This is a genomic window from Salinispora sp. CH2A1_6 (assembly GCF_056820975.1).
Genome location: NZ_JBXEDG010000001.1, coordinates 942720 through 962068 on the forward strand (window position 1 = coordinate 942720; position 19349 = coordinate 962068).

The 19349-nt window shown below is 71.9% G+C and carries 12 protein-coding genes; 8 read left to right on the plus strand and 4 right to left on the minus strand.

Annotated elements, in window-relative coordinates:
* Positions 1–12 precede the first annotated feature (12 nt).
* Positions 13–1233 carry a threonine ammonia-lyase gene (ilvA, locus tag AC1UKG_RS04495; RefSeq protein ID WP_018742058.1) on the plus strand — a complete coding sequence of 407 codons (1221 nt, stop codon included), beginning with the start codon at positions 13–15 and terminating at the stop codon, positions 1231–1233.
* Between the two features lie 173 nt (positions 1234–1406).
* On the opposite strand, the gene greA is transcribed toward ilvA, so the two are convergent.
* Positions 1407–1904, minus strand: coding sequence for a transcription elongation factor GreA (gene greA, locus AC1UKG_RS04500; RefSeq protein WP_018742059.1), 498 nt, complete (start codon positions 1902–1904; stop codon positions 1407–1409).
* A 126-nt stretch (positions 1905–2030) separates the two neighbouring features.
* Positions 2031–2462 carry a DUF4307 domain-containing protein gene (locus AC1UKG_RS04505; protein WP_018814563.1) on the minus strand — a complete coding sequence of 144 codons (432 nt, stop codon included), beginning with the start codon at positions 2460–2462 and terminating at the stop codon, positions 2031–2033.
* A 312-nt stretch (positions 2463–2774) separates the two neighbouring features.
* On the opposite strand from AC1UKG_RS04505, the gene mca reads away from it, so the two are divergent.
* From mca to purE, 6 genes are all read left to right on the plus strand, one after another.
* Complete coding sequence (mca, locus tag AC1UKG_RS04510; RefSeq protein WP_018742061.1) at positions 2775–3617, plus strand: mycothiol conjugate amidase Mca; 843 nt, start codon at positions 2775–2777, stop codon at positions 3615–3617.
* Positions 3618–3701: 84 nt separating this feature from the next.
* On the plus strand, positions 3702–4007 hold the full coding sequence (locus AC1UKG_RS04515) for a hypothetical protein (protein WP_018742062.1): 306 nt from the start codon (positions 3702–3704) through the stop codon (positions 4005–4007).
* A 186-nt stretch (positions 4008–4193) separates the two neighbouring features.
* The gene (locus AC1UKG_RS04520; RefSeq protein WP_018742063.1) at positions 4194–6719 is read left to right on the plus strand and encodes a bifunctional diguanylate cyclase/phosphodiesterase; all 2526 of its coding nucleotides are present in this window, start codon (positions 4194–4196) and stop codon (positions 6717–6719) included.
* Between the two features lie 25 nt (positions 6720–6744).
* Entirely contained in the window at positions 6745–8844 is a 2100-nt protein-coding gene (locus AC1UKG_RS04525; RefSeq protein ID WP_482641819.1) for a thioredoxin domain-containing protein, read from the plus strand.
* Positions 8845–9002: 158 nt separating this feature from the next.
* Entirely contained in the window at positions 9003–10184 is a 1182-nt protein-coding gene (locus AC1UKG_RS04530; RefSeq protein ID WP_026325069.1) for a 5-(carboxyamino)imidazole ribonucleotide synthase, read from the plus strand.
* Positions 10181–10672, plus strand: coding sequence for a 5-(carboxyamino)imidazole ribonucleotide mutase (gene purE / locus AC1UKG_RS04535; RefSeq protein ID WP_018742066.1), 492 nt, complete (start codon positions 10181–10183; stop codon positions 10670–10672). Before AC1UKG_RS04530 ends, purE begins: the two co-directional genes overlap by 4 nt.
* A 72-nt stretch (positions 10673–10744) precedes the next feature.
* On the opposite strand, the gene AC1UKG_RS04540 is transcribed toward purE, so the two are convergent.
* Both AC1UKG_RS04540 and AC1UKG_RS04545 read right to left on the minus strand, forming a co-directional pair.
* Positions 10745–15649 (minus strand): SCO7613 C-terminal domain-containing membrane protein, encoded by a 4905-nt coding sequence (locus tag AC1UKG_RS04540; protein ID WP_482641818.1) that lies wholly within the window; start codon positions 15647–15649, stop codon positions 10745–10747.
* A gap of 125 nt (positions 15650–15774) precedes the next feature.
* Entirely contained in the window at positions 15775–17202 is a 1428-nt protein-coding gene (locus AC1UKG_RS04545) for a UDP-glucose dehydrogenase family protein (protein WP_026325070.1), read from the minus strand.
* 248 nt (positions 17203–17450) lie between these two features.
* Here AC1UKG_RS04545 and AC1UKG_RS04550 point away from each other — a divergent pair, with 248 nt between their 5' ends.
* Positions 17451–18614, plus strand: coding sequence for an acyl-CoA dehydrogenase family protein (locus AC1UKG_RS04550; RefSeq protein ID WP_482641817.1), 1164 nt, complete (start codon positions 17451–17453; stop codon positions 18612–18614).
* Positions 18615–19349: the final 735 nt, after the last annotated feature.

A 19349-nucleotide genomic window follows, 5' to 3' on the forward strand; every position in this document is an offset into this window, starting at 1 on the left:
CACGATCAGGGCATGACGACATTGGTCAGCCTGGACGACGTACGGGCCGCGCGGGAGTTGCTTGCTGGTGTCGTACGGACCACCCCGTTGGAACCGTCCCGTCCCCTCAGCGCGGCGCTCGGCGGGCCGGTGTGGCTCAAATGTGAGCACCTTCAGCGGGCTGGTTCGTACAAGGTGCGGGGGGCTTTTGTGCGGATCTCCCGGCTGTCGGCGGCGGAGCGCGCCGACGGTGTGGTCGCGGCCAGCGCCGGCAACCATGCCCAGGGCGTGGCGCTCGCCGCCGGCCTGGTCGGCACGCATGCCACCGTCTTCATGCCGGTGAACGCACCGTTGCCGAAGGTGGAGGCCACCAAGGGGTACGGCGCGCAGGTTGAACTCGTTGGTAACACGGTTGACGAGTCGCTGGTCGCCGCGCAGACCTACGCCGACCGCACCGGGGCAACGCTGATCCACCCGTTCGACCACCGCGATGTGATCGCGGGACAGGGCACAGTGGCGCTGGAACTCCTCGAACAGTGCCCGGAGGTCCGCACGATCGTCACCGGGGTGGGGGGCGGCGGGCTGGTCTCCGGCATCGGGGTCGCGGTGAAGGCGCTGCGTCCAGATGTGCGGGTCATCGGTGTGCAGGCGGCCAGCGCCGCCGCCTTCCCGCCCTCGCTGGCCGCGGGGGAGCCGGTGCGGCTGCCGTCGTTCGGCACGATCGCGGACGGAATCGCCGTCGGCTGTCCCGGCACGCTGACCTTCCAGCACGTCCGCGCGTTGGTTGATGAGGTCGTAACCGTGCGCGAGGAGGACATCTCCAGGGCGCTGCTGATGTTGTTGGAGCGGGGCAAGCAGGTGGTCGAGCCGGCCGGTGCGGTGGGGGCGGCGGCACTGCTGGCTGGTGCGGTTGAGGTCGAGGCGCCGGTGGTAACGGTGCTCTCCGGTGGCAACATCGATCCGCTACTGATGCTGCGGGTGATCGAGCATGGACTTGCGGCGGCCGGACGCTACCTGCGGGTCACCGTCCGCTGCTCGGATCGACCGGGCCAGCTTGCCCTGCTGCTCAGTGAGATCGCCGAGCAGCGGGCGAACGTCGTGGATGTCGAGCACCAGCGGGCCAACCCGCACCTGCGGCTCGGCGAGGTCGAGGTGGCGCTGTCGGTGGAGACCCGCGGCACCGAACACTCGGACACGCTGATCAGTGTGCTGCGGGCCAGCGGCTACCAGGTGGTCTTCGCCGGCGAGGCGTGAGGCCGTCGGCCCGGGCTCGGCGGAGATGCGCCGGCCCGGGAACTCGCCGACCACCCGAGCTGGTCAACGCGGGCTGGGAGCGGGCCGCCCCGGCTCTGCGGAAGCCCGAATGCCAACGTGCCGGTGGCCCGGGGTCACCGGCACGTCGGCACGGGTGGCTCAGCCGCTGCCGTTCAGCCGCCGAAGGGCTCGAAGGCGACCACGGTGACTTTGATATCCGCGCCGCTGGGTGCGGTGTAGGTGCAGGTCTGGCCCGGGCGGCAGCCCAGGATCGCCTTCCCGATGGCGGACTCGGGGCTGTAGACCGTCAGGTCGGTGGTCGACGAGATCTCGCGGGAACCGAGCAGGAAGCGTTCGGTGTCATCCTTGTCGTCATCGAAGTAGATCGTCACCACCATGCCCGGTGCGACCGTGTCGGCGGTCGGTGCCTCGCCCACCTGAGCGGTGCGCAGCAGCTCCTTCAGGTAGACGATCCGTCCTTCGGCCTTGCCCTGTTCCTCGCGGGCGGCGTGGTAGCCGCCGTTCTCCCGCAGGTCACCCTCCTCGCGCCGGGCGTTGATCTCGGCGGCGATGACCGGCCGATTGGCGATCAATCCGTCGAGCTCCGCCTGGAGGCGGTCGTGCGCCTCCTGGGACAGCCAGGTGGCGGGCGCCTCGTTGCCAGTGGACACAGGCGATCTCCTCAGTCGTGCTGGCGGCAGGTGAAATTCCAAGTTACCAGTGCGCGCCGACACCGTCGGCCCGACGATCAACGTCGGGTCTCTCCCGCGCCGCCCCGCCGCGGCCGTCGGAGCAGGTCAGGCCGGGCGACGGCAGCGAAGTACCTCGCCGATGAAAGGGCGTCCCTGGGTCGCCAGGCGGTGCTGCGCGCGTATCTCGCGTTCGTCGGGCTGGGCGGTCACCGTGACCTGCTCCCGGGCCACCTCGGCGCCGTCTCGGTCCCGGGCCCGCAGCAGACAGACCGCGGACCCGCCCGGGGGTACGGTGACCCGGAAGTTGATCAGCACCTGAGAGTCGGTGATCTCGGTATAGGTGATGACGGTTGCGTCGTACTCCACGCCGCCGTACTGCTGGTAGAGCCGGACCACGATCGTGCCGAGGGCCGCCACCAGGGCGAGCCCCACCAGCGCGGTCAGCACCGGGCGGCGGCGGCGTTCCCGCCGACGGCCGTACCGACCGGGTGGGAAGACCGGCGCGCCGGTCAAATGTGTGGCGTGCGTCTCGCTCACCGGCGGGCCTCTCCTGGCGTCGTTGTCGGGGGGATCGGCAAGAATGGTGTGGTAAGAGTGGCAGGTTCATTCTCCCAGCCGTCTGGGCACGCCGGCACGGTGGGCATGCCGGCACCGTGAGCAGGTCACGCATCGTGGGAGCTCCAGCAGCGCACCGCAAGCATCGCAGGTCAGCGCCGGTGGAGTGTCCAGGGGTGCGGGTGTGTGCGGCGGGCGGGCCGACGGCGGGGGGATTGTTCCGTAGTCGGGCGGCCTGGGTAGGCCGCCGGGCAGAGATGAGGAGCGCCGACGTTGGCAGAGCGACTGCGACTCATGGCCGTCCACGCACATCCGGACGACGAGTCGAGCAAGGGCGCGGCGACCACCGCGAAGTACGTGGCCGAGGGGGTGGACGTCCTGGTCGTGACGTGCACCGGCGGCGAGCGGGGGAGCGTGCTCAACCCGAAGATGGACCGGCCCGACGTCTGGGCCAACATCGCCGACATCCGCCGCGCCGAGATGGACGCCGCGCGCGCGATTCTCGGCATTGAGCAGGCCTGGCTAGGCTTCGTGGACTCTGGTCTGCCGGAGGGAGACCCGCTGCCACCGTTGCCCGAGGGCTGCTTCGCCCGGCAGGACGTGGACGAGGCTGCCGGCCCGCTGGTGCGGCTGATGCGTGAGTTCCGTCCGCACGTCGTCACCACCTACGACGAGGAGGGGGGCTACCCCCATCCCGATCACATCATGACCCACAAGATCAGCGTTGCGGCCTTCGACGCCGCCGGTGTCCCCGAGCGTTACCCCGATCTTGGTGAGCCTTGGCAGCCGCTCAAGCTCTACTACGACATCGTCTTCTCCAAGAGCAGGATCCGGGTGCTGCACGAGGCGCTACTCGCCGCCGGCTTCGAGTCGCCGTACGAGGAGTGGCTCACGCGTGGGGAGGGCCGGACAGACAAGGGCCCCAGAATCACCACCCGGGTGGACTGCGCCGAGTACTTCCCGGTCCGCGACGACGCGTTGCGTGCCCACGCGACCCAGATCGACCCGGATGGATTCTGGTTCCAGGTGCCGATGGAGGTACAACAGCGCGCCTGGCCCACGGAGGACTTCCAACTCGTGCGGTCCCTGGTCGACAGCGCCGTGCCCGAGTCGGACCTCTTTGCCGGGATTGCCTAGCCGGCATACCCGGGCAGAGGGGTTCCAGCGGCCCTGCTCCAGGGGCGGGCTAGGCTGGTCACCACTCGCGCAACGGAGGACGCCATGCTGACCGCCGCTGAGGTGCTCGCCCAAAACAACTTCGGGAACACCCGCACCGGCGGGCTGGCCGGCCCCATGGGCCTGTTCCTGATCCTCGTGCTGGGGATCGCCACCGTCTTACTGATCCGCAACATGAACGCCCGCCTGCGCCGGCTGCCCCACCAGTTTCCGCCCGGCCCCGGCTCCGCTGCGGCCGGCTCCGTTCCGTCCGGTGCTGATCCGGCAGCTGCGGTAGTCAGTGAGGTGACCGGTGGCACCCCGGCGGGGGATTCATCGCTGAATTCCGGCACCGGGCCCCAGCAGCCCTGAACGGGTCTTGGCCGCATGATTCACGACTATCGGCGCGCTAGCCCCCTGTTGCGGTAACCGGTATTGGCTTAGCCTTCCCGCCGGGGACGGAAAGTTTCGTCGGCCTGGGTAGGAGGGGGCGCCGATGATCAGCACAGCTGAGGCTGCCCGTCGTCCTGCCGTAGAGCTCGGGGCCGGAGCAGGGCGGTGACCTCCACTCCGCCCGGCCAGTCGCGGGCCGGTCCGCCCGACCGGTTGACGTGGGCCCGGGCGCTCACGGCGGCGATGCTGGCGACGGCCCTGGTCGTAGCCGTGGCCGCGGTCATCCGGCCGAGCGGTCTGCCCAGCAACGACCCGCTGGGCGGCCCCACGCGCTTCGGGATCGCGGTCGCCCTCTTCGCGTTCGCGCAGCTCGCCCGACTCCAGTTCCGGGCTGCGGCCGGAGCGGTCAGCCTCACCTGGGGCGAGGCGGCGCTCGTCATCTGCCTCCACCAGGTGCCCGCCGGCTGGATTCCGGCGGCCACCCTCCTCGGCGTCGGTCTGGCCTGGTCGGGGATGTCGTTGCGCGGCCCCCGCCGGCCGCTGTTGGAGATCGCCCGGATCGCGTCGTTGCTGACCGTGGCGACGGCCCTGGCCGGGTTCGTCACCACCCTGCTGGGTCCGCCGCTGCTGGCAGCGCCGACCCCACCGCTCGCGCTCGCGATGGTCGCGGGTGCGGTCACCTATCTGCTCGTCAGTGTCGGGCTCGGTGCGGTCACCGTCAACCTGCACCACGGTGCCCCGGTCGGTGCGCTGCTGGGTGAGGCCCTGCGCGGCAAACTGATGACGTTCGTGGGGAACGTTGTGGTGGGCGTGGTGGTGGTCGCCCTCATCGAGGTGGACCCACGGTGGTTGTTGATCCTTCCGCTGCCGCTCTGGCTGCTTCAGCAGACCTACCGCCACCGGCTCCGCGCCGATCGGGACCGACGTGCCTGGCGGGCCTTCGCCGAAGCGACCGCCGCGCTCAGTCACCGCGACGAGCGGGGCATGGCGACGGCGGCGGTGAGCGGCGCACTGACCCTGTTCCAGGCCGAGCTGGTCACGGTGGAGGTCGCCGACGGCGACGGTCAATGGCATCGGTACCGGGGCGACGCCACCGGTCAGCTCTCCACCCGGGAGATCGGCGGCCCCGACACGACCGACGGGGACGAACGCGAGCTGGTGCGGCCCCTCACCGTTGGGACTGCCGTCGGCGGCTGGCTCCACGTCCGGTTCCCCCGGGCGGCACCGCCCACCGACCGCGACCGCGACGTCTTCGCAGCCTACGGTGACGCCCTCGCCGTCGCTCTGCACGACGCGGCGAGCCATCGGGAGCTGCGCAAGGTAGCCGCCTGTTCCCTGCAGGAGGCGGTGAGTGACGCGCTGACCGGCCTGGCCAACCGCACGGCCATGCTCCGCGAGGGGGACCAGGTGCTGCGGCGGCTGGCCCGGGACCGGCCGGTGGCGTTGCTGTTGCTGGACATCAACCGCTTCAAGGAGGTCAACGACACGCTCGGGCATGCCGCCGGTGACCAGCTACTCCGGCTGACCGCCGATCGACTGGGCGGGCTGGCCCGCGGCGGGGACCTGCTGGGCCGGCTCGGCGGCGACGAGTTCGCGCTCCTGTTGACCTCGGTGCCAGGGCTCGGGGAAGGGGCCGCCCCGATGGCGTACACGCTGCGCCAGGCCCGGGAGATCACCGAACGGCTCGCCGCCCCCACCGAGGTGGCGGGTGTCCGGATGTCCGTGGAGGCCGCCGTCGGGGTGGTGGTCGCCGGTGCTGGCACCGCCGATATGGCGGAGCTGCTGCGCCGGGCGGACATCGCGATGTACCAGGCGAAGGAGGGCAGCGGCTGCGTCGCCGCGTACGACTCCGCGCGGGATGCCACCAGCACCGACCGGCTCGCTCTCCTGGCCGAGTTGCGCGAGGCGTTGGCCGCCGACGACCAGCTGGTGCTGGTCCTGCAACCGGCGGTGGACCTGGCCACCGGGGCGCCGACCGGGGTGGAGGCGCTGATCCGCTGGCGGCATCCCCGACGCGGTTGGCTCAATCCGCACGAGTTCATCCGTCCGGTGGAAAACAGCGAGCAGTTGGGCACCTTCACCCGGTACGTGCTGGACAAGGCGCTCGGCGTGGCGGCCCAGTGGGCCCGGGACGGGTTGGACCTGCCGATCTCGGTGAACCTCTCCGCCCGCAGCCTGCTCGACCGGCGGCTGCCGACCGAGATCGCGGACGCGCTGCGCCGCCACCGGGTTCCGGCGCGGCGCCTCGTGCTGGAGATCACCGAGACGGTGGTGATGAGCGAGCTCGAGGTGATCGACGAGGTGCTCGGCGCCCTGCGCACGATGGGCGTGCAGTTGGCCGTAGACGACTTCGGCACCGGGTTCTCGTCGTTGACCTTCCTCACCCGGGTTGCCGTGGACGAGTTGAAGGTGGACCGGTCCTTCGTGCTCCGGATGGCCGACTCGCCGGAGGCCGCGGCGATCGTGCGTACCACGGTGGGGCTTGGCCAGCAGTTGGGGCTACGGGTGGTCGCTGAGGGGGTGGAGACCGCCGAGCAGCGCAGCGCGTTGGCCGAACTCGGCTGTACGGCCGCCCAGGGCTACCACTTCTTCAAACCCATGCCGGCCGACAAGATTGGCGCGGTCCTCGGCGCTCTGGTCAACGGGGCGCGCTCCCGGGTTGTTCCCCTCCGGGCCGATGGCGCCTCCTGACCGTCCGCGCCGATAGGGTCGTGCCGTGAACCGACTCGCCGACGCCACCAGCCCGTACCTGCTCCAGCACAAGGACAACCCGGTCGACTGGTGGCCGTGGTGCGCGGAGGCGTTCGCCGAGGCCCGCCGGCGGGACGTTCCGATCATGATTTCGGTCGGTTACGCCGCCTGCCACTGGTGTCACGTCATGGCGCACGAGTCCTTCGCCGACGAGCAGGTGGCCGCGCTGCTGAACGAGGGTTTCGTGGCGATCAAAGTGGACCGCGAGGAGCGTCCGGACATTGATGCCGTCTACATGACGGCGACTCAGGCCATGACCGGGCAGGGCGGCTGGCCCATGACCGTCTTCGCCGCCGCGGACGGAACTCCGTTCTTCTGCGGCACCTACTTCCCGAAGCCCAACTTCCTCCGTCTGCTCCAGTCGGTCACCACCGCCTGGCGGGACCAGCGCAGCGCCGTGCTCCAGCAGGGTGCCGCGGTCGTCGAGGCGATCGGTGGTGCCCAGGCGGTCGGGGGCCCGTCCGCCCCGTTGACCGCCGACCTGCTCGCCGCCGCCGCCGACCGGCTCGGTGCGGAGTACGACGAGACGAACGGTGGGTTCGGCGGCGCGCCGAAGTTCCCGCCGCACCTGAACCTGCTCTTCCTGCTGCGGCAGTACCAGCGCACCGGCGACCAGCGGAGCCTGGAGATCGTCCGACACACCGCGGAGGCGATGGCCCGGGGCGGCCTGTACGACCAACTCGCCGGGGGCTTCGCCCGCTACTGCGTGGATGGGCAGTGGATGGTTCCGCACTTCGAGAAGATGCTCTACGACAACGCCCTGATGCTGCGGGTCTACACCCACCTGTGGCGGCTGACCGGTGACCCGATGGCCCGTCGCGTGGCTCGGGACACGGCCCGTTTCCTCGCCGACGAGCTGCACCGGCCGGGCGAGGGGTTCGCCTCCGCGCTGGACGCCGACGCGGCCGGGGTTGAGGGGTTGACCTACGTCTGGACCCCCGCCCAACTCGTCGCGGCCCTGGGCGAGCAGGATGGCCGGTGGGCCGCCGACCTGTTCGCGGTCACCGAGCAGGGCTCGTTCACCCCCCACGCCGCCGCGCCGACCGGGTCAGCCGGAACCGGGGCGGAAGCCGCCGAGCGGTCGGCCAGCGTACTTCGGCTGGCCCGGGACGTTGATGATGCGGCCCCGGAGGTGCAGTCCCGCTGGCAGGAGATCGTGCACCGGTTGCTGATGGTCCGCGACACCCGCCCGCAGCCGGCCCGCGACGACAAGGTGGTCGCCGCCTGGAATGGGCTCGCGATCACCGCGATCGCCGAGTTCCAGCAGGTCGTAGCCAGCTTTGCGGAGGATGCTCCCGGGCCCGACGCCAACCTGATGGAGGGCGTGACGATCGTCGCCGACGGCGCCATGCGGGACGCGGCTGAGCACCTGGCGAGGGTGCACCTCGTGGCCGGGCGGCTGCGGCGCACCTCGCGGGACGGCCGGGTCGGGGAGGCCGCCGGAGTTCTGGAGGACTACGGCTGCGTGGCCGAGGCGTTCTGCGCGATGCACCAGCTGACCGGCGAGGGCCGGTGGCTGACCTTGGCGGGGCAACTCCTCGACGTGGCGCTGGAGCGGTTCGCCGCACCGCAGGGCAGCTTCTTCGACACCGCGGATGACGCGGAGCGTCTGGTCAGCCGGCCCGCCGACCCCACCGACAACGCCACCCCTTCCGGCCGGTCGGCGATCGTCGCCGCGCTGGTCACGTACGCGGCGTTGACCGGCGAGACCCGCTACCGGGAGGCGGCGGAGGCGGCGCTGACCACCGTGGCGCCGATCGTCGCCGCGCACGCCCGCTTCACCGGGTACGCGGCCACCGCCGGTGCGGCGCTGCTCGCCGGCCCGTACGAGATCGCCGTGGTGACTCCCGATCCGGTTGGTGAGCCGTTGGTGCACGCGGCGCACCGCTACGCCCCGCCCGGTGCCGTGGTGGTGGCGGGGCGGCCGGACCAGCCCGGGGTGCCGCTACTCGCTGGTCGGCAGATGGTCAACGGGCAGGCCACCGCGTACGTCTGTCGCGGCTTTGTCTGCGAGCGGCCGGTAACCGGAGTCGACGACCTGGTGGCGCAGCTGACGGGCCGGTAGGCGGCCGATGGCGACCCGGACCACCGGCCGATGGCGACCCGGATCGCCGGCCGGTGGCGACTGGGCGGGCGGGTAGGTCGGTGGGCGGCTTGGCGGCTTGGCGGGTGGCGGGCCCGGGTGGCGGGCTGGCTCCGCTGGCCGGATACGCTGACCTGGCTATGGACTCCCACACCGGTCTGCCCGTTGTCGGCATGGTGGGTGGCGGCCAATTGGCCCGGATGACCCATCAGGCCGCGATCGCCCTCGGCCAGTCGCTGCGCGTGCTCGCGCTCGCTCCCGACGACGGTGCCGCCCTGGTGGCCGCCGACGTGCAGTACGGCGAGCACACTGATCTCGCGGCGCTGCGGACCTTCGCCAAGGGCTGCGACGTGGTCACCTTCGACCACGAGCACGTTCCCACCGAGCACATCGACACCCTCGCCGACGAGGGCGTCACGCTGTTTCCGCCGGCCGAGGCGCTGGTACACGCCCAGGACAAGCGGGTCATGCGGGAACGCCTCGCGACGCTGGGTCTGCCGAATCCGGCCTGGCGGCCGGTCGAGAACCCGGCCGACCTCGAATCCTTCGGCGACGCCGTGGGCTGGCCGGTGGTGCTCAAGGCGGCCCGGGGCGGCTATGACGGCCGGGGCGTGTGGCTGGTGGAGGACGCGGCTCAGGCGGTTGACCTGTCGGCCACGCTGTTGGCCACGGGGACGTGCCTGATCGCGGAGGAGCGGGTGGCGCTGCGCCGGGAGCTGGCCGTGCAGGTGGCCCGTTCTCCGTTCGGGCAGGTCGCCGCGTACCCGGTGGTCGAGACCGTGCAGCGGGACGGGATCTGTGTCGAGGTCCTGGCCCCCGCACCGGAGCTGCCGGAGGCGCTGGCGGTCGGTGCGCAGCAGCTCGGCATCGACCTCGCCACCGAGCTCGGCGTGGTGGGCCTGCTCACCGTCGAGTTGTTCGAGGTGGCCGACGCGGCTGAGGCGACGGGTAGCCGCCTCGTGGTCAACGAGTTGGCGATGCGGCCGCACAACTCCGGGCACTGGACGATCGAGGGGGCCCGGACCTCACAGTTCGAGCAGCACCTGCGGGCGGTGCTCGACTATCCGATGGGGGACACCTCGTTGGCCGCGCCGGTGGTCGTGATGGCGAACGTGCTGGGCGGTGAGCCGGGCGGCATCTCTATTGACGAGCGCCTACACCACCTCTTCGCCGCCGAGCCGGGGGCGAAGGTGCACCTGTACGGCAAGCAGGTGCGTCCAGGCCGAAAGATCGGCCATGTCACCGTACTCGGCGACAACCTGGACGAGGTACGCAGGCGGGCGGCGCGGGCGGCCCGTTGGCTGCAGGAGGGGCACGGATGAGCACGGTCGGGCTGATCATGGGCAGCGACTCGGACTGGCCGACGATGCGGGCCGCCGCCGAGACGCTGGACGAGTTCGGGGTCGCGTACGAGGTCGAGGTGGTCTCGGCGCACCGGACGCCGGTCCGCATGATCGAGTATGGCCGCGACGCCGCTGACCGCGGCCTAAAGGTGATCATCGCCGGGGCGGGGGGTGCGGCGCACCTGCCGGGCATGGTCGCCTCGGTCACCCCACTGCCGGTGATCGGGGTGCCGGTGCCCCTGAAGTACCTGGACGGAATGGACTCGCTGCTCTCCATCGTGCAGATGCCGGCCGGCGTGCCGGTGGCCACCGTCTCGATCGGCAACGCCCGCAACGCCGGCCTGCTCGCGGTCCGGATCCTCGGCGTCGAGGACCGGGCGCTGCGCGATCGGATGACGGCATTCCAATCCAGCCTGGAACAGGTGGTCGCGGAGAAGGACGCGGCCCTGCGCGCCTCGCTGAGCTGATCCCGGGCGGGCCTCGCTGACTCCGGGCGGGGCTTGCTGAGCTGATCCCGGGCGGGTGGCCGCCGCAGCCGCCTAGCGCATGCCGCGCAGGGCGGTCTGGAGGCGTTCCTGGGCCCGACGGCGACGTTCGTTGCTGGCCCCGAGGACCAACAGGAGGAGGCCGGCGGGGATCAGCAGCAGCCACGGCCCGAGACTGAACAGCGCGTGGATCGCCGTGATCGCCGTGGCCGTGGCCCCCACAATCACCGGTGCCTGCTGCTGCCGCAGCGAGCCGAAGACCAGCACCGCGACCGCCCCGAGCAGCAGCAGCACCCGGCGCAGCATGCTGCTCTCGGTGGCCAGCACGATCGCCAGGGTCGGCGCGAAGGCGGTCACCAGGGCCGGTCCGTACGCCACCCAACTGCTGAGCTCGGAGCGCTGGCGCAGCTCCAGTACGCCGACGAGCAGGGCCAGCGCAGCGAACGGCAGGGTGTAGGCCTCGGGCAGGGCCACGTCCGCCACCCACATGAGAATCCACCACGCGGTGATCTCGCAGCTCACCACCGCCCAGAAGAGGATCCGCCGCTCGATGTCGCGGCGGCCGGGTCGGGCCGCCGCCACGCCGAGGATGGCGCCCCCGGCGGCGAGCAGGGCCGCGATGTGCCGGGGTGAGTCGTAGGCCAGCGCCAGGGCGATCAGCGCGGCGGCGAAGCCGCTCCACTCCACCGTGGCCGCCTCCCGCCCCGCCTCCGGGCGACGCAGGCGCGGCAGGGTGGCCGCGAAGACCTGGAGGGCCGCCCCGACGGCCAGGACGCCGAACGCCGACCAGCGCGCGCTCAGACCGGCGACCAGACCGGTGGTGAGCACGAAGAGCTGCGCCATCAGGGCGGCGAACAGCCAGCCGAGGATGCGGGCGTGCCCGGTGGCACCGAAGAGCGCGGCAACCGTACCCACACCCACCGCGCCGCCGAGCGTGACCAGGGTCAGGTCCGCTGCGGCCAGGCTGCCGGCCAGTCCCGCGCTGCCGGCAGCGAGGCCGATGCCGAAGACGAGCACCCGGGCCAGCCGGAGCGAGCGCGCCCGCTCCACCAGGGTGGGCGGCGGCGTGAGCGCGAGTCCGAGCATGGCGAGGGTGAAGACGGTGAGCCCGGCGAGGGTGCTCGCCGGCCAGGCGAGATCCAGCGCCACGGGCGTGATCAGCAGGGTCACCGCCGCACCCGGCAGGATGACCGGCACCGCCCGACTGCGCCGACCGCCACTGAAACCGACAGCAGCCAGTGCGGCGGCGGCGGTCAGCAGCAGCGCGGTGAGTACGTGCGTCGGATCCGCCGCCGCGGGTGCGGGCAGGAGTAGCTCCGGCGGCGGGCCCTGCCAGGTGCGGCCGAGGGTCCGGTGTGGCTCGACCAGCGCCACGTGCAGTGCCGGTGCGAGCGAGACCAGGGCCAGCACCGTGGGCAGGGTCGCTGCGGCGAGCGCCCCGGCGGCGGGGTCTACCCGCCACCTGCGGGTACCGGGTCCAGTGGAGTAGCCCAGGGTGCCCCCGAGGGTTACTCGCCAGCGGCGAGTCGGTGCGGCGAGCCCGGCCGGTGGCTCGGTAGCGCCGCGATTCAGCTCGGCAAGGACACCGATCAGGGCGGCCGCAGCGGCGTACACCCCGACCTGCAGGCCGGCGGGGATGGCGGCGAGGGCACTCACTGTGGCGCCGCCAACCAGCGCGGCGCTGGCCCAGGGCAGGTACTGCGGAACTCGGCGTCGGGTGGACGTCACGGCGGCCAGGCTGAGACCGGAGGTGGCCAGGGCGGCGATCAGCACCACCTGCGGTGGGTGCCCGAACCCGGCAGCCAGGGCGGCCACCGCGCCGGGCAGGGCGAACAGTGTGGCCCCGGTCGCGGCACCACCGATCTGCGTTGGGTGGGGCGGTGCCCCCTCCGTATCCACCTCGGTGCTCAGCGGTGGGGAGAGGGCGCGAGCGAAGGCCGCCACGGCGACACCGATCAGTGCGATGCCGCCGAGGGCCAGCGCCGTCGTCCACGGCCGGACCAGCCCGGCGCCGGCGACATGCAGCGCCAGTACGCCGGCCACGACGGCCCGGGAGAACGCGGTTCGGGCCTCAACCGAGGCCACCGATGCCAGGCCGTACCCGGTTGCCACCAGTGAACCCACCAGCACCGGAGACCACCACGGCAGCGCGAATGCGGCCGGTGCGCCGATGGCGGCCAGGAGCAGGGCCGCGCCGGAGATGTCGTGCTGCCAGGGTGGCGGCAACAGGATCGCGGCGGCTATCGCCAGTAGCACCAGCGCGATCGGCGCCTGCCAGGTGGAGCCGCCGATCGGGGCGGCCGGCCAGGTGCTCAGCTCGCCGGCCCAGATCGGGCCGGAGGTGAGGAGGACGCCGATGCCACCGCGGAGCGCCATCCCGCCGGCCAGCAGTCCGACCAGCCCGCCCCCCAGGGCCAGGCCGAGGGTTGGACCTCGCCGCCACGGCGGCGGGAGAGCGCGGGCCGCCACGGCCACGATCAGCAGCAGCCCGGCGGCGACCGCCAGCTGCGCTGCGGGGGCAAGGACAGCGGCGATTCGCGCCAGGGTGGCGACCAGCGCGGCGGTCACCGCAGCGCCGGCCAGGTCGGCCCCATCCAGGAAGAGGTCGGAGCGGCGACGGGCGTCGAAGGAGGGCGCGAAGAACAGGAGCACCGCGGCGACCAGCAGCAGCGCGCCGACCCAGGCGTCGGCGGCGGTGGTGGCGGGTGCCCCGAACGAGGCCGCGGCGACGGCCAGGGCGCCCAGTGCTGCCCCCGTCGCCAGCGGCATGGGGAGATGCCGGTGTGCAACCTGCACGAGCGCGGCGTATCCGAGGGTGATGCAGACCGCGAGGGAGCTGGCCGCCAGCAGCGCGACGGTCACCTCCCGCAGTGCGGTGGAGGACGCCGCCGGACCGGCGGCGACGACCGCCGCCACCGCGCCGGGCAGGGCGAAGGCCGCCCCGCCCGCGGCCCAGCCGGAGAGGACGTCTGCTCCCGCGGAGGCGGCCCGGAGCCGGGGTGCCGCCGCCACCAGCACGCCCGCCACGAAGAGGATGAGCAGGACGGCGGCGGTCAACAACGGTCGGGCCAGTCCGGCTCCGGCACCGAACAGCCCCACCCCGGCGGCGGTTACGGCATGCGCCCGCGCCGTGCGTTCGGTCCGTGCCGACAGTCCGGCCGCCCCGATCCCGACCGCCGCCATCACCATCGGCCACGGCGCGGCAGCCCAGCCGAGCCCGAACGAGGTGGGGACGGCGAGCGCGGTCAGCGCGGCACCCACCACCACGAACTCCCGGCGGATCCCTGGCGGCAGGGCGACCATGGCGGCCACGGTCAGCAGCAGCGCGCTGGCGGCGAGCTGGCTGGCGGCGGGGGAGCCTCCTGCGGTGAGCTCGGCTGGGTAGCGGTCGAGGTCGGCGGCCCACGCCGGCAGGGCGGCCCGGAGCGGGGCCACCCCGGCTCTCAGGGCGCCGGTGGCGACGACGACGCCGCTGATGGTCAACGCGATGGCGGAGGCGAACTGCGGGCCGCGCCGCAGGACAGCCGGCACTGCGCGGACGACCAGCCCGGTGAGCGCGATGAGGGCGGTGATCAGAAGTAGCGCCTGGTCGGGTGCCGCCACCCAGGCGAGCCGGCTCGACGCGCCGATTACGGCGAGGGTGAGGAGACCGGTGCCGAGGTCGGGAATCGGGGCGCGGCGGGTCGCGAGCATCCCCGCGCCGGCCACGGTCGCGGCGAGGAGGAGGGCGGCTCCCGCTCCGACCGCCGCCGCTACGGTGGTGGCCCGCAGCAGTGCGGCGCTGGCGTAACCGAGGGCAGCCAGTGCGGCGGCGCCGTAGAGGACAAAGATCAATTCACGGAGCCCGGGCACCGGGCGGACGGCGGAGCCGTCCCCACCGGGCACCTCGTCGGGCTCCGCACCACCGTCGGTTGGTCGGTCCCTCCCCGAGCGCTGGCGCGGAGCGACCGGGGCGGCCGGAGGCCGTTCCGGGTCGGGCTGGCCCCCAGCTGTGGTCGGTGGTGGGGTCAGGGGTGCTTCGGGCAGGTCCCGGCGGACCGGACGGGCCTTGGTGACGGCGGACCCGGCCAGCGAGAAGTTCAGGATGGCCACGAGGGCCAACACCGCGGCCCAGCCCGCCGGAGCGCCGATTCGGTCGTAGGCGAGCAGCGGCAGGATTGGCTGGAGGGCCAGCACCGTGGCGAACCGTGGTGCGCGGAGTCCGGTCCAGGCGCCATATACCAGGGCAACCCCGGCGGTGACCGCGAGGACGGCTCCGGCGAACACTGCCCTGGACGCGCCGTCGGCGCTGGTTACGGACCAGAGCGCGTACCCGGCCAGCGGCACCAGGAGGAGGCCGACGGCGGAGATGGTCTCGGCGGTGGCGGTGAGTCCACGCCGGGCCAGCACTGGCGGGGCGAGCAGCATCAGGACCGTCGCGAGGCAGAGCACGCCCAGCCGGGCGAGGGCATCCAGGGAACTGGTGGCGACCGCGGCGAAGACCACCGCGGCGACCCCGAGCAGCAGCGCGCCGAGCCCGAGGGGAATGTTCTGTACCTCGCGGCTGGAGGCCTCCGGGGGGTGCTCGGGGTTGTCGGCGTCGAGCCAGACCGCGGTCGGGGGCGGCTCCGGCCCGGACGGGGTGCCCTGCCCGGGCACCCGGGGCGGTGTGCCGGGGGAAGCGGTCGGTGGTCGCCGGTCTGGTCGGCGACGCAGCACGCGTCGGGGGCGGGTGGCCTGTTTGACGTTCTCCTCACCGGCGTGCGCGAGGATGTCCCGCTGGAAGAGCGCCGCCTGCATCTTGGCGGCGATCTTCCGCTGTTCGCCGGCGATCTCGGCGTCCCGCGCCTTCATCTCCGCGATCGATCGCTCGATCTCCGCCAGGTGCTCGAGCCGCTGCGGCTGTTCCGCGCCGCAGTGCGGGCAGCGGGCGGCCGGCTTCAACTCCCGGCCGCACGAGGAGCACTCGAAGCTCACCACGACACCCCTCCAGCCGCACTGTGGACCCTACTGTCGCAGCATGCCCAATGCCGGCGTGGATTTCGACAGTTGTCGGCGGGTCCAGGGTGTGGCGCCCCACTCCGCGGAGCGCGGCCGGCGACGGGCTACGGGCGGCCCATGCCGCGGTACTCCCAACCAGCCTGCGTCCACAATGTTGAATCGAGGCAGTTGCGGCCGTCAACCACCCGGCGGCCGGCGACCAGGGCGCCGAGCGCGACCGGGTCGGCGTTGCGGAAATCAGCCCATTCGGTCAGGACGCAGACCAGGTCGGCCCCGGCCACCGCCTCGTTGATGCCCGGCTCGTAGGTCAGCTCGGGCGCCACCGCGCGGGCGCGCTCCATCCCTGCTGGGTCATAGACGTGCACGTCAGCGCCGGCTTTGTGGAGGAGCGTTGCCACCGCGAGGGCCGGCGCGTCGCGGACGTCGTCGGTGTTGGGCTTGAAGGTCGCACCGAGCACGCCGATTCGGACGCCCGACAGATCGGGGCCGGCCGGGCCGGTGCGTCGGTCGAGTAGGTCGGCGGCGAGCTGGACCACCCGGGTCCGGCGGCGCAGGTTGATCAGGTCGACCTCGTGCAGGAAGCGCAGCGCCTCGCCGGCGCCGAGTTCCTGGGCCCGGGCCTGGAAAGCGCGGATGTCCTTGGGTAGGCAGGCCCCGCCGAAGCCGAGGCCGGCCTGGAGGAACCGGTTGCCGATTCGGGGGTCGAAGCCAACCGCCCGGGCCAGGTGGGTCACGTCACCGCCAGCGGCCTCACAGACCTCCGCCATCGCGTTGATAAACGAGATCTTGGTCGCCAGGAAGGCGTTTGCGGCGACCTTCACCAACTCCGCGGTGGCGAAGTCGGTGACCACCATCGGCACCTCGCGGTCCTCCGTGGCGGCCAGGTCGAAGACGCCCTTGTGCGCGGCGTAGAGCATCCCGTTGGCCCATTCGCTCTTGACGCCGACCACGATCCGGTTCGGGCGGAGTACGTCGTCAACAGCGAAGCCCTCCTGGAGGAACTCGGGGCTCCAGGCGACCTCAATGCCGAGGTCGGCGGGTGTGTGTTTACTCACCAGCTGCTCGACCCACTCCGCGGTGCCGACCGGCACCGTGGACTTGCCGACAATCAGCGCCGGGCGGGTCAACTGCTGCGCCAGGCTGGTGACAGCCGCCTCGACGTACGACAGGTTCGCCCCCAGCGCGTCGGCCTGCTGCGGGGTGCCGACGCAGATGAAGTGCACGTCCCCGAAATCGGCGACCTCGGCCATGTCGGTGCTGAAACGCAGCCGCCCGGCGGCGAGGTTGCGCTTGAGTAGCTCGTCCAGGCCGGGCTCGTGGATCGGCACCTCACCCGCGTTGAGCATGGCGATCTTGTCGGCGTCCACGTCGAAGCCGAGTACCTCGTAGCCCAGCTCGGCGTAGCAGATGGCGTATGTCGCGCCGAGGTAGCCGGTGCCGAGGAAGGTCACCCGAGGGCGAGGGGCGCCAGATGGCGGGGTCACCGCCCCGATCGGAGGTACTGGCTGGGTGTTCGGGTACGGGATCGTCACGCCTGTCTTCTCCGCTCGCACTGGCGCCGCTCGTGGCGTCGCTGCCGACCGCGGCGCCTGCCAGGGCACCGAAGGTGGGATTGTTCGTTTGTCGACCATGCTCCCGCGCGGGCTGGTCAGTGCGGCACGTCGTAGCCTACGCGGCGGTAACATCGCCCGAGCCCGCTTCGCTATCCTGCAGTCTGCGCGGTCCGCGGTCAGATGACGCTACAGACTGCGCATGATAGCGGTGAAGAGGAGGGGCCGACATGGCCGCAGAGCAGGCGTTCGACGGCTACCGATTGACGGATGAGCAGCAGGCGGTCCGGGAGGCGGTCCGGGAGGTCTGTGCGGCGAAGGTGGCACCGCACGCCGCGGAGGCGGACGAGACCAGTGAGTTCCCGAAGGCGTCCTTCGACGCGTTGCGGGCGGCTGACTTCCACGCTCCGCACATCCCCGCCGAGTACGGCGGCGCCGGTGCGGATGCCCTCGCCACAGCCATCGTGATCGAGGAGGTGGCGCGGGCCTGCGCCTCCTCCTCGCTGATTCCGGCGGTCAACAAGCTGGGCACCATGCCGCTGATCCTGGCCGGCTCCGCGGAGCTCAAGCGGAAGTACCTGAGCCGGGTCGCGGCCGGCGACGCGATGTTCTCGTACTGCCTCTCCGAGCCGGAGGCGGGCAGCGATGCCGCCGCGATGACCACTCGGGCCGTCCGGGACGGCGACGACTGGGTGCTCAACGGCGTGAAGCGGTGGATCACCAATGCCGGGGTGTCCGAGTTCTACACGGTCTTCGCCGTGACCGACCCGACCGCCCGGAGCCGGGGTATCTCGGCCTTCGTGGTCGAGAAGTCCGACCCGGGGGTGAGTTTCGGCGCACCGGAGAAGAAGTTGGGGATCAAGGGCTCGCCGACTCGTGAGGTCTACCTGGACGGCGTCCGCATCCCCGCCGACCGCATGATCGGCGCGGAGGGCACCGGCTTCGCCACCGCTATGCAGACCTTGGACCACACCCGGGTCACCATCGCCGCGCAGGCGGTCGGCATCGCGCAGGGCGCGCTCGACTACGCCAAGGGTTACGTGCGGGAGCGTCGGCAGTTCGGCAAGCCGATCGCCGACTTTCAGGGCATCCAGTTCATGCTCGCGGACATGGGTATGAAGCTGGAGGCGGCCCGGCAGCTGACCTACGCCGCAGCGTGCCGGTCCGAGCGAGGGGACGCGGACCTGACCTACTTCGGTGCGGCGGCCAAGTGCTTTGCCTCCGACGCCGCCATGGAGATCACCACTGACGCCGTGCAGCTGCTCGGCGGTTACGGCTACACCCGGGATTACCCGGTCGAGCGGATGATGCGCGACGCGAAGATCACCCAGATCTACGAGGGCACCAACCAGGTGCAGCGCATCGTCATGGCGCGGCAGCTGTTGAAGGGCTGATTCGGGGCTGTTTCGCAGCTCGGGGCGGGTGGCCGGGCCGGTTGGTCCGGCCACCCACCGTTGTTCGGGCCAGCACGCTGCCGGGTCTGACCGGAGGCGTGTCTGCCTGCCGGCGGGCCGGCGGTACGTGCAGTGTCGAGATTCGGAAGATCCGGGTAGTGCGTTCCGGTACTCGTGCGCCCCAATAGTCGACGTGAGGCGAGCTATTCGGGGAGTTCGCGCGACCCATTCGATGGGCGCGCCGGTCTATCGGGACTGGCGAAGATCCTGCAAAGGCTGTGCCCTGGCTGAGGGGTTCTGGCCCCTGGCCCTGGGAACGAGAGTAGGGCGCGACCATTCCGGATGCCCCGGTACGTGACCCTTAAATCAATGTGGGTGTCAGCAATGCTGGGGCGGATGCCGAACTGGACCGGGGCTGGCTTCTCGGCCACCTCACAGACGGCTGCGGTCAAGGCATGGTAGAGATGTCGACATCAAGTGGGGAGTTCACCCTTGTGGTGCGGAGCGCAAACATTGGGTGACCAGTGAGGAGCGTGCTGCCCCGCTCGTTCTGATTTGGTGGGCGCTCCTTGTCGAACGTTCCGGACGTGACGTACTCCCTGCGCAGCAGGGAGACTGTGCGATGTGGGGTTGGGGAATCGACTGTCCGGGTGTGTGGAGGAGTGCTCCGTAGTTTCACGGTACGGTGGCTGTTGGTCCCCGATACAGAGATCCCGGAGGCCGCCGAGCACGCCC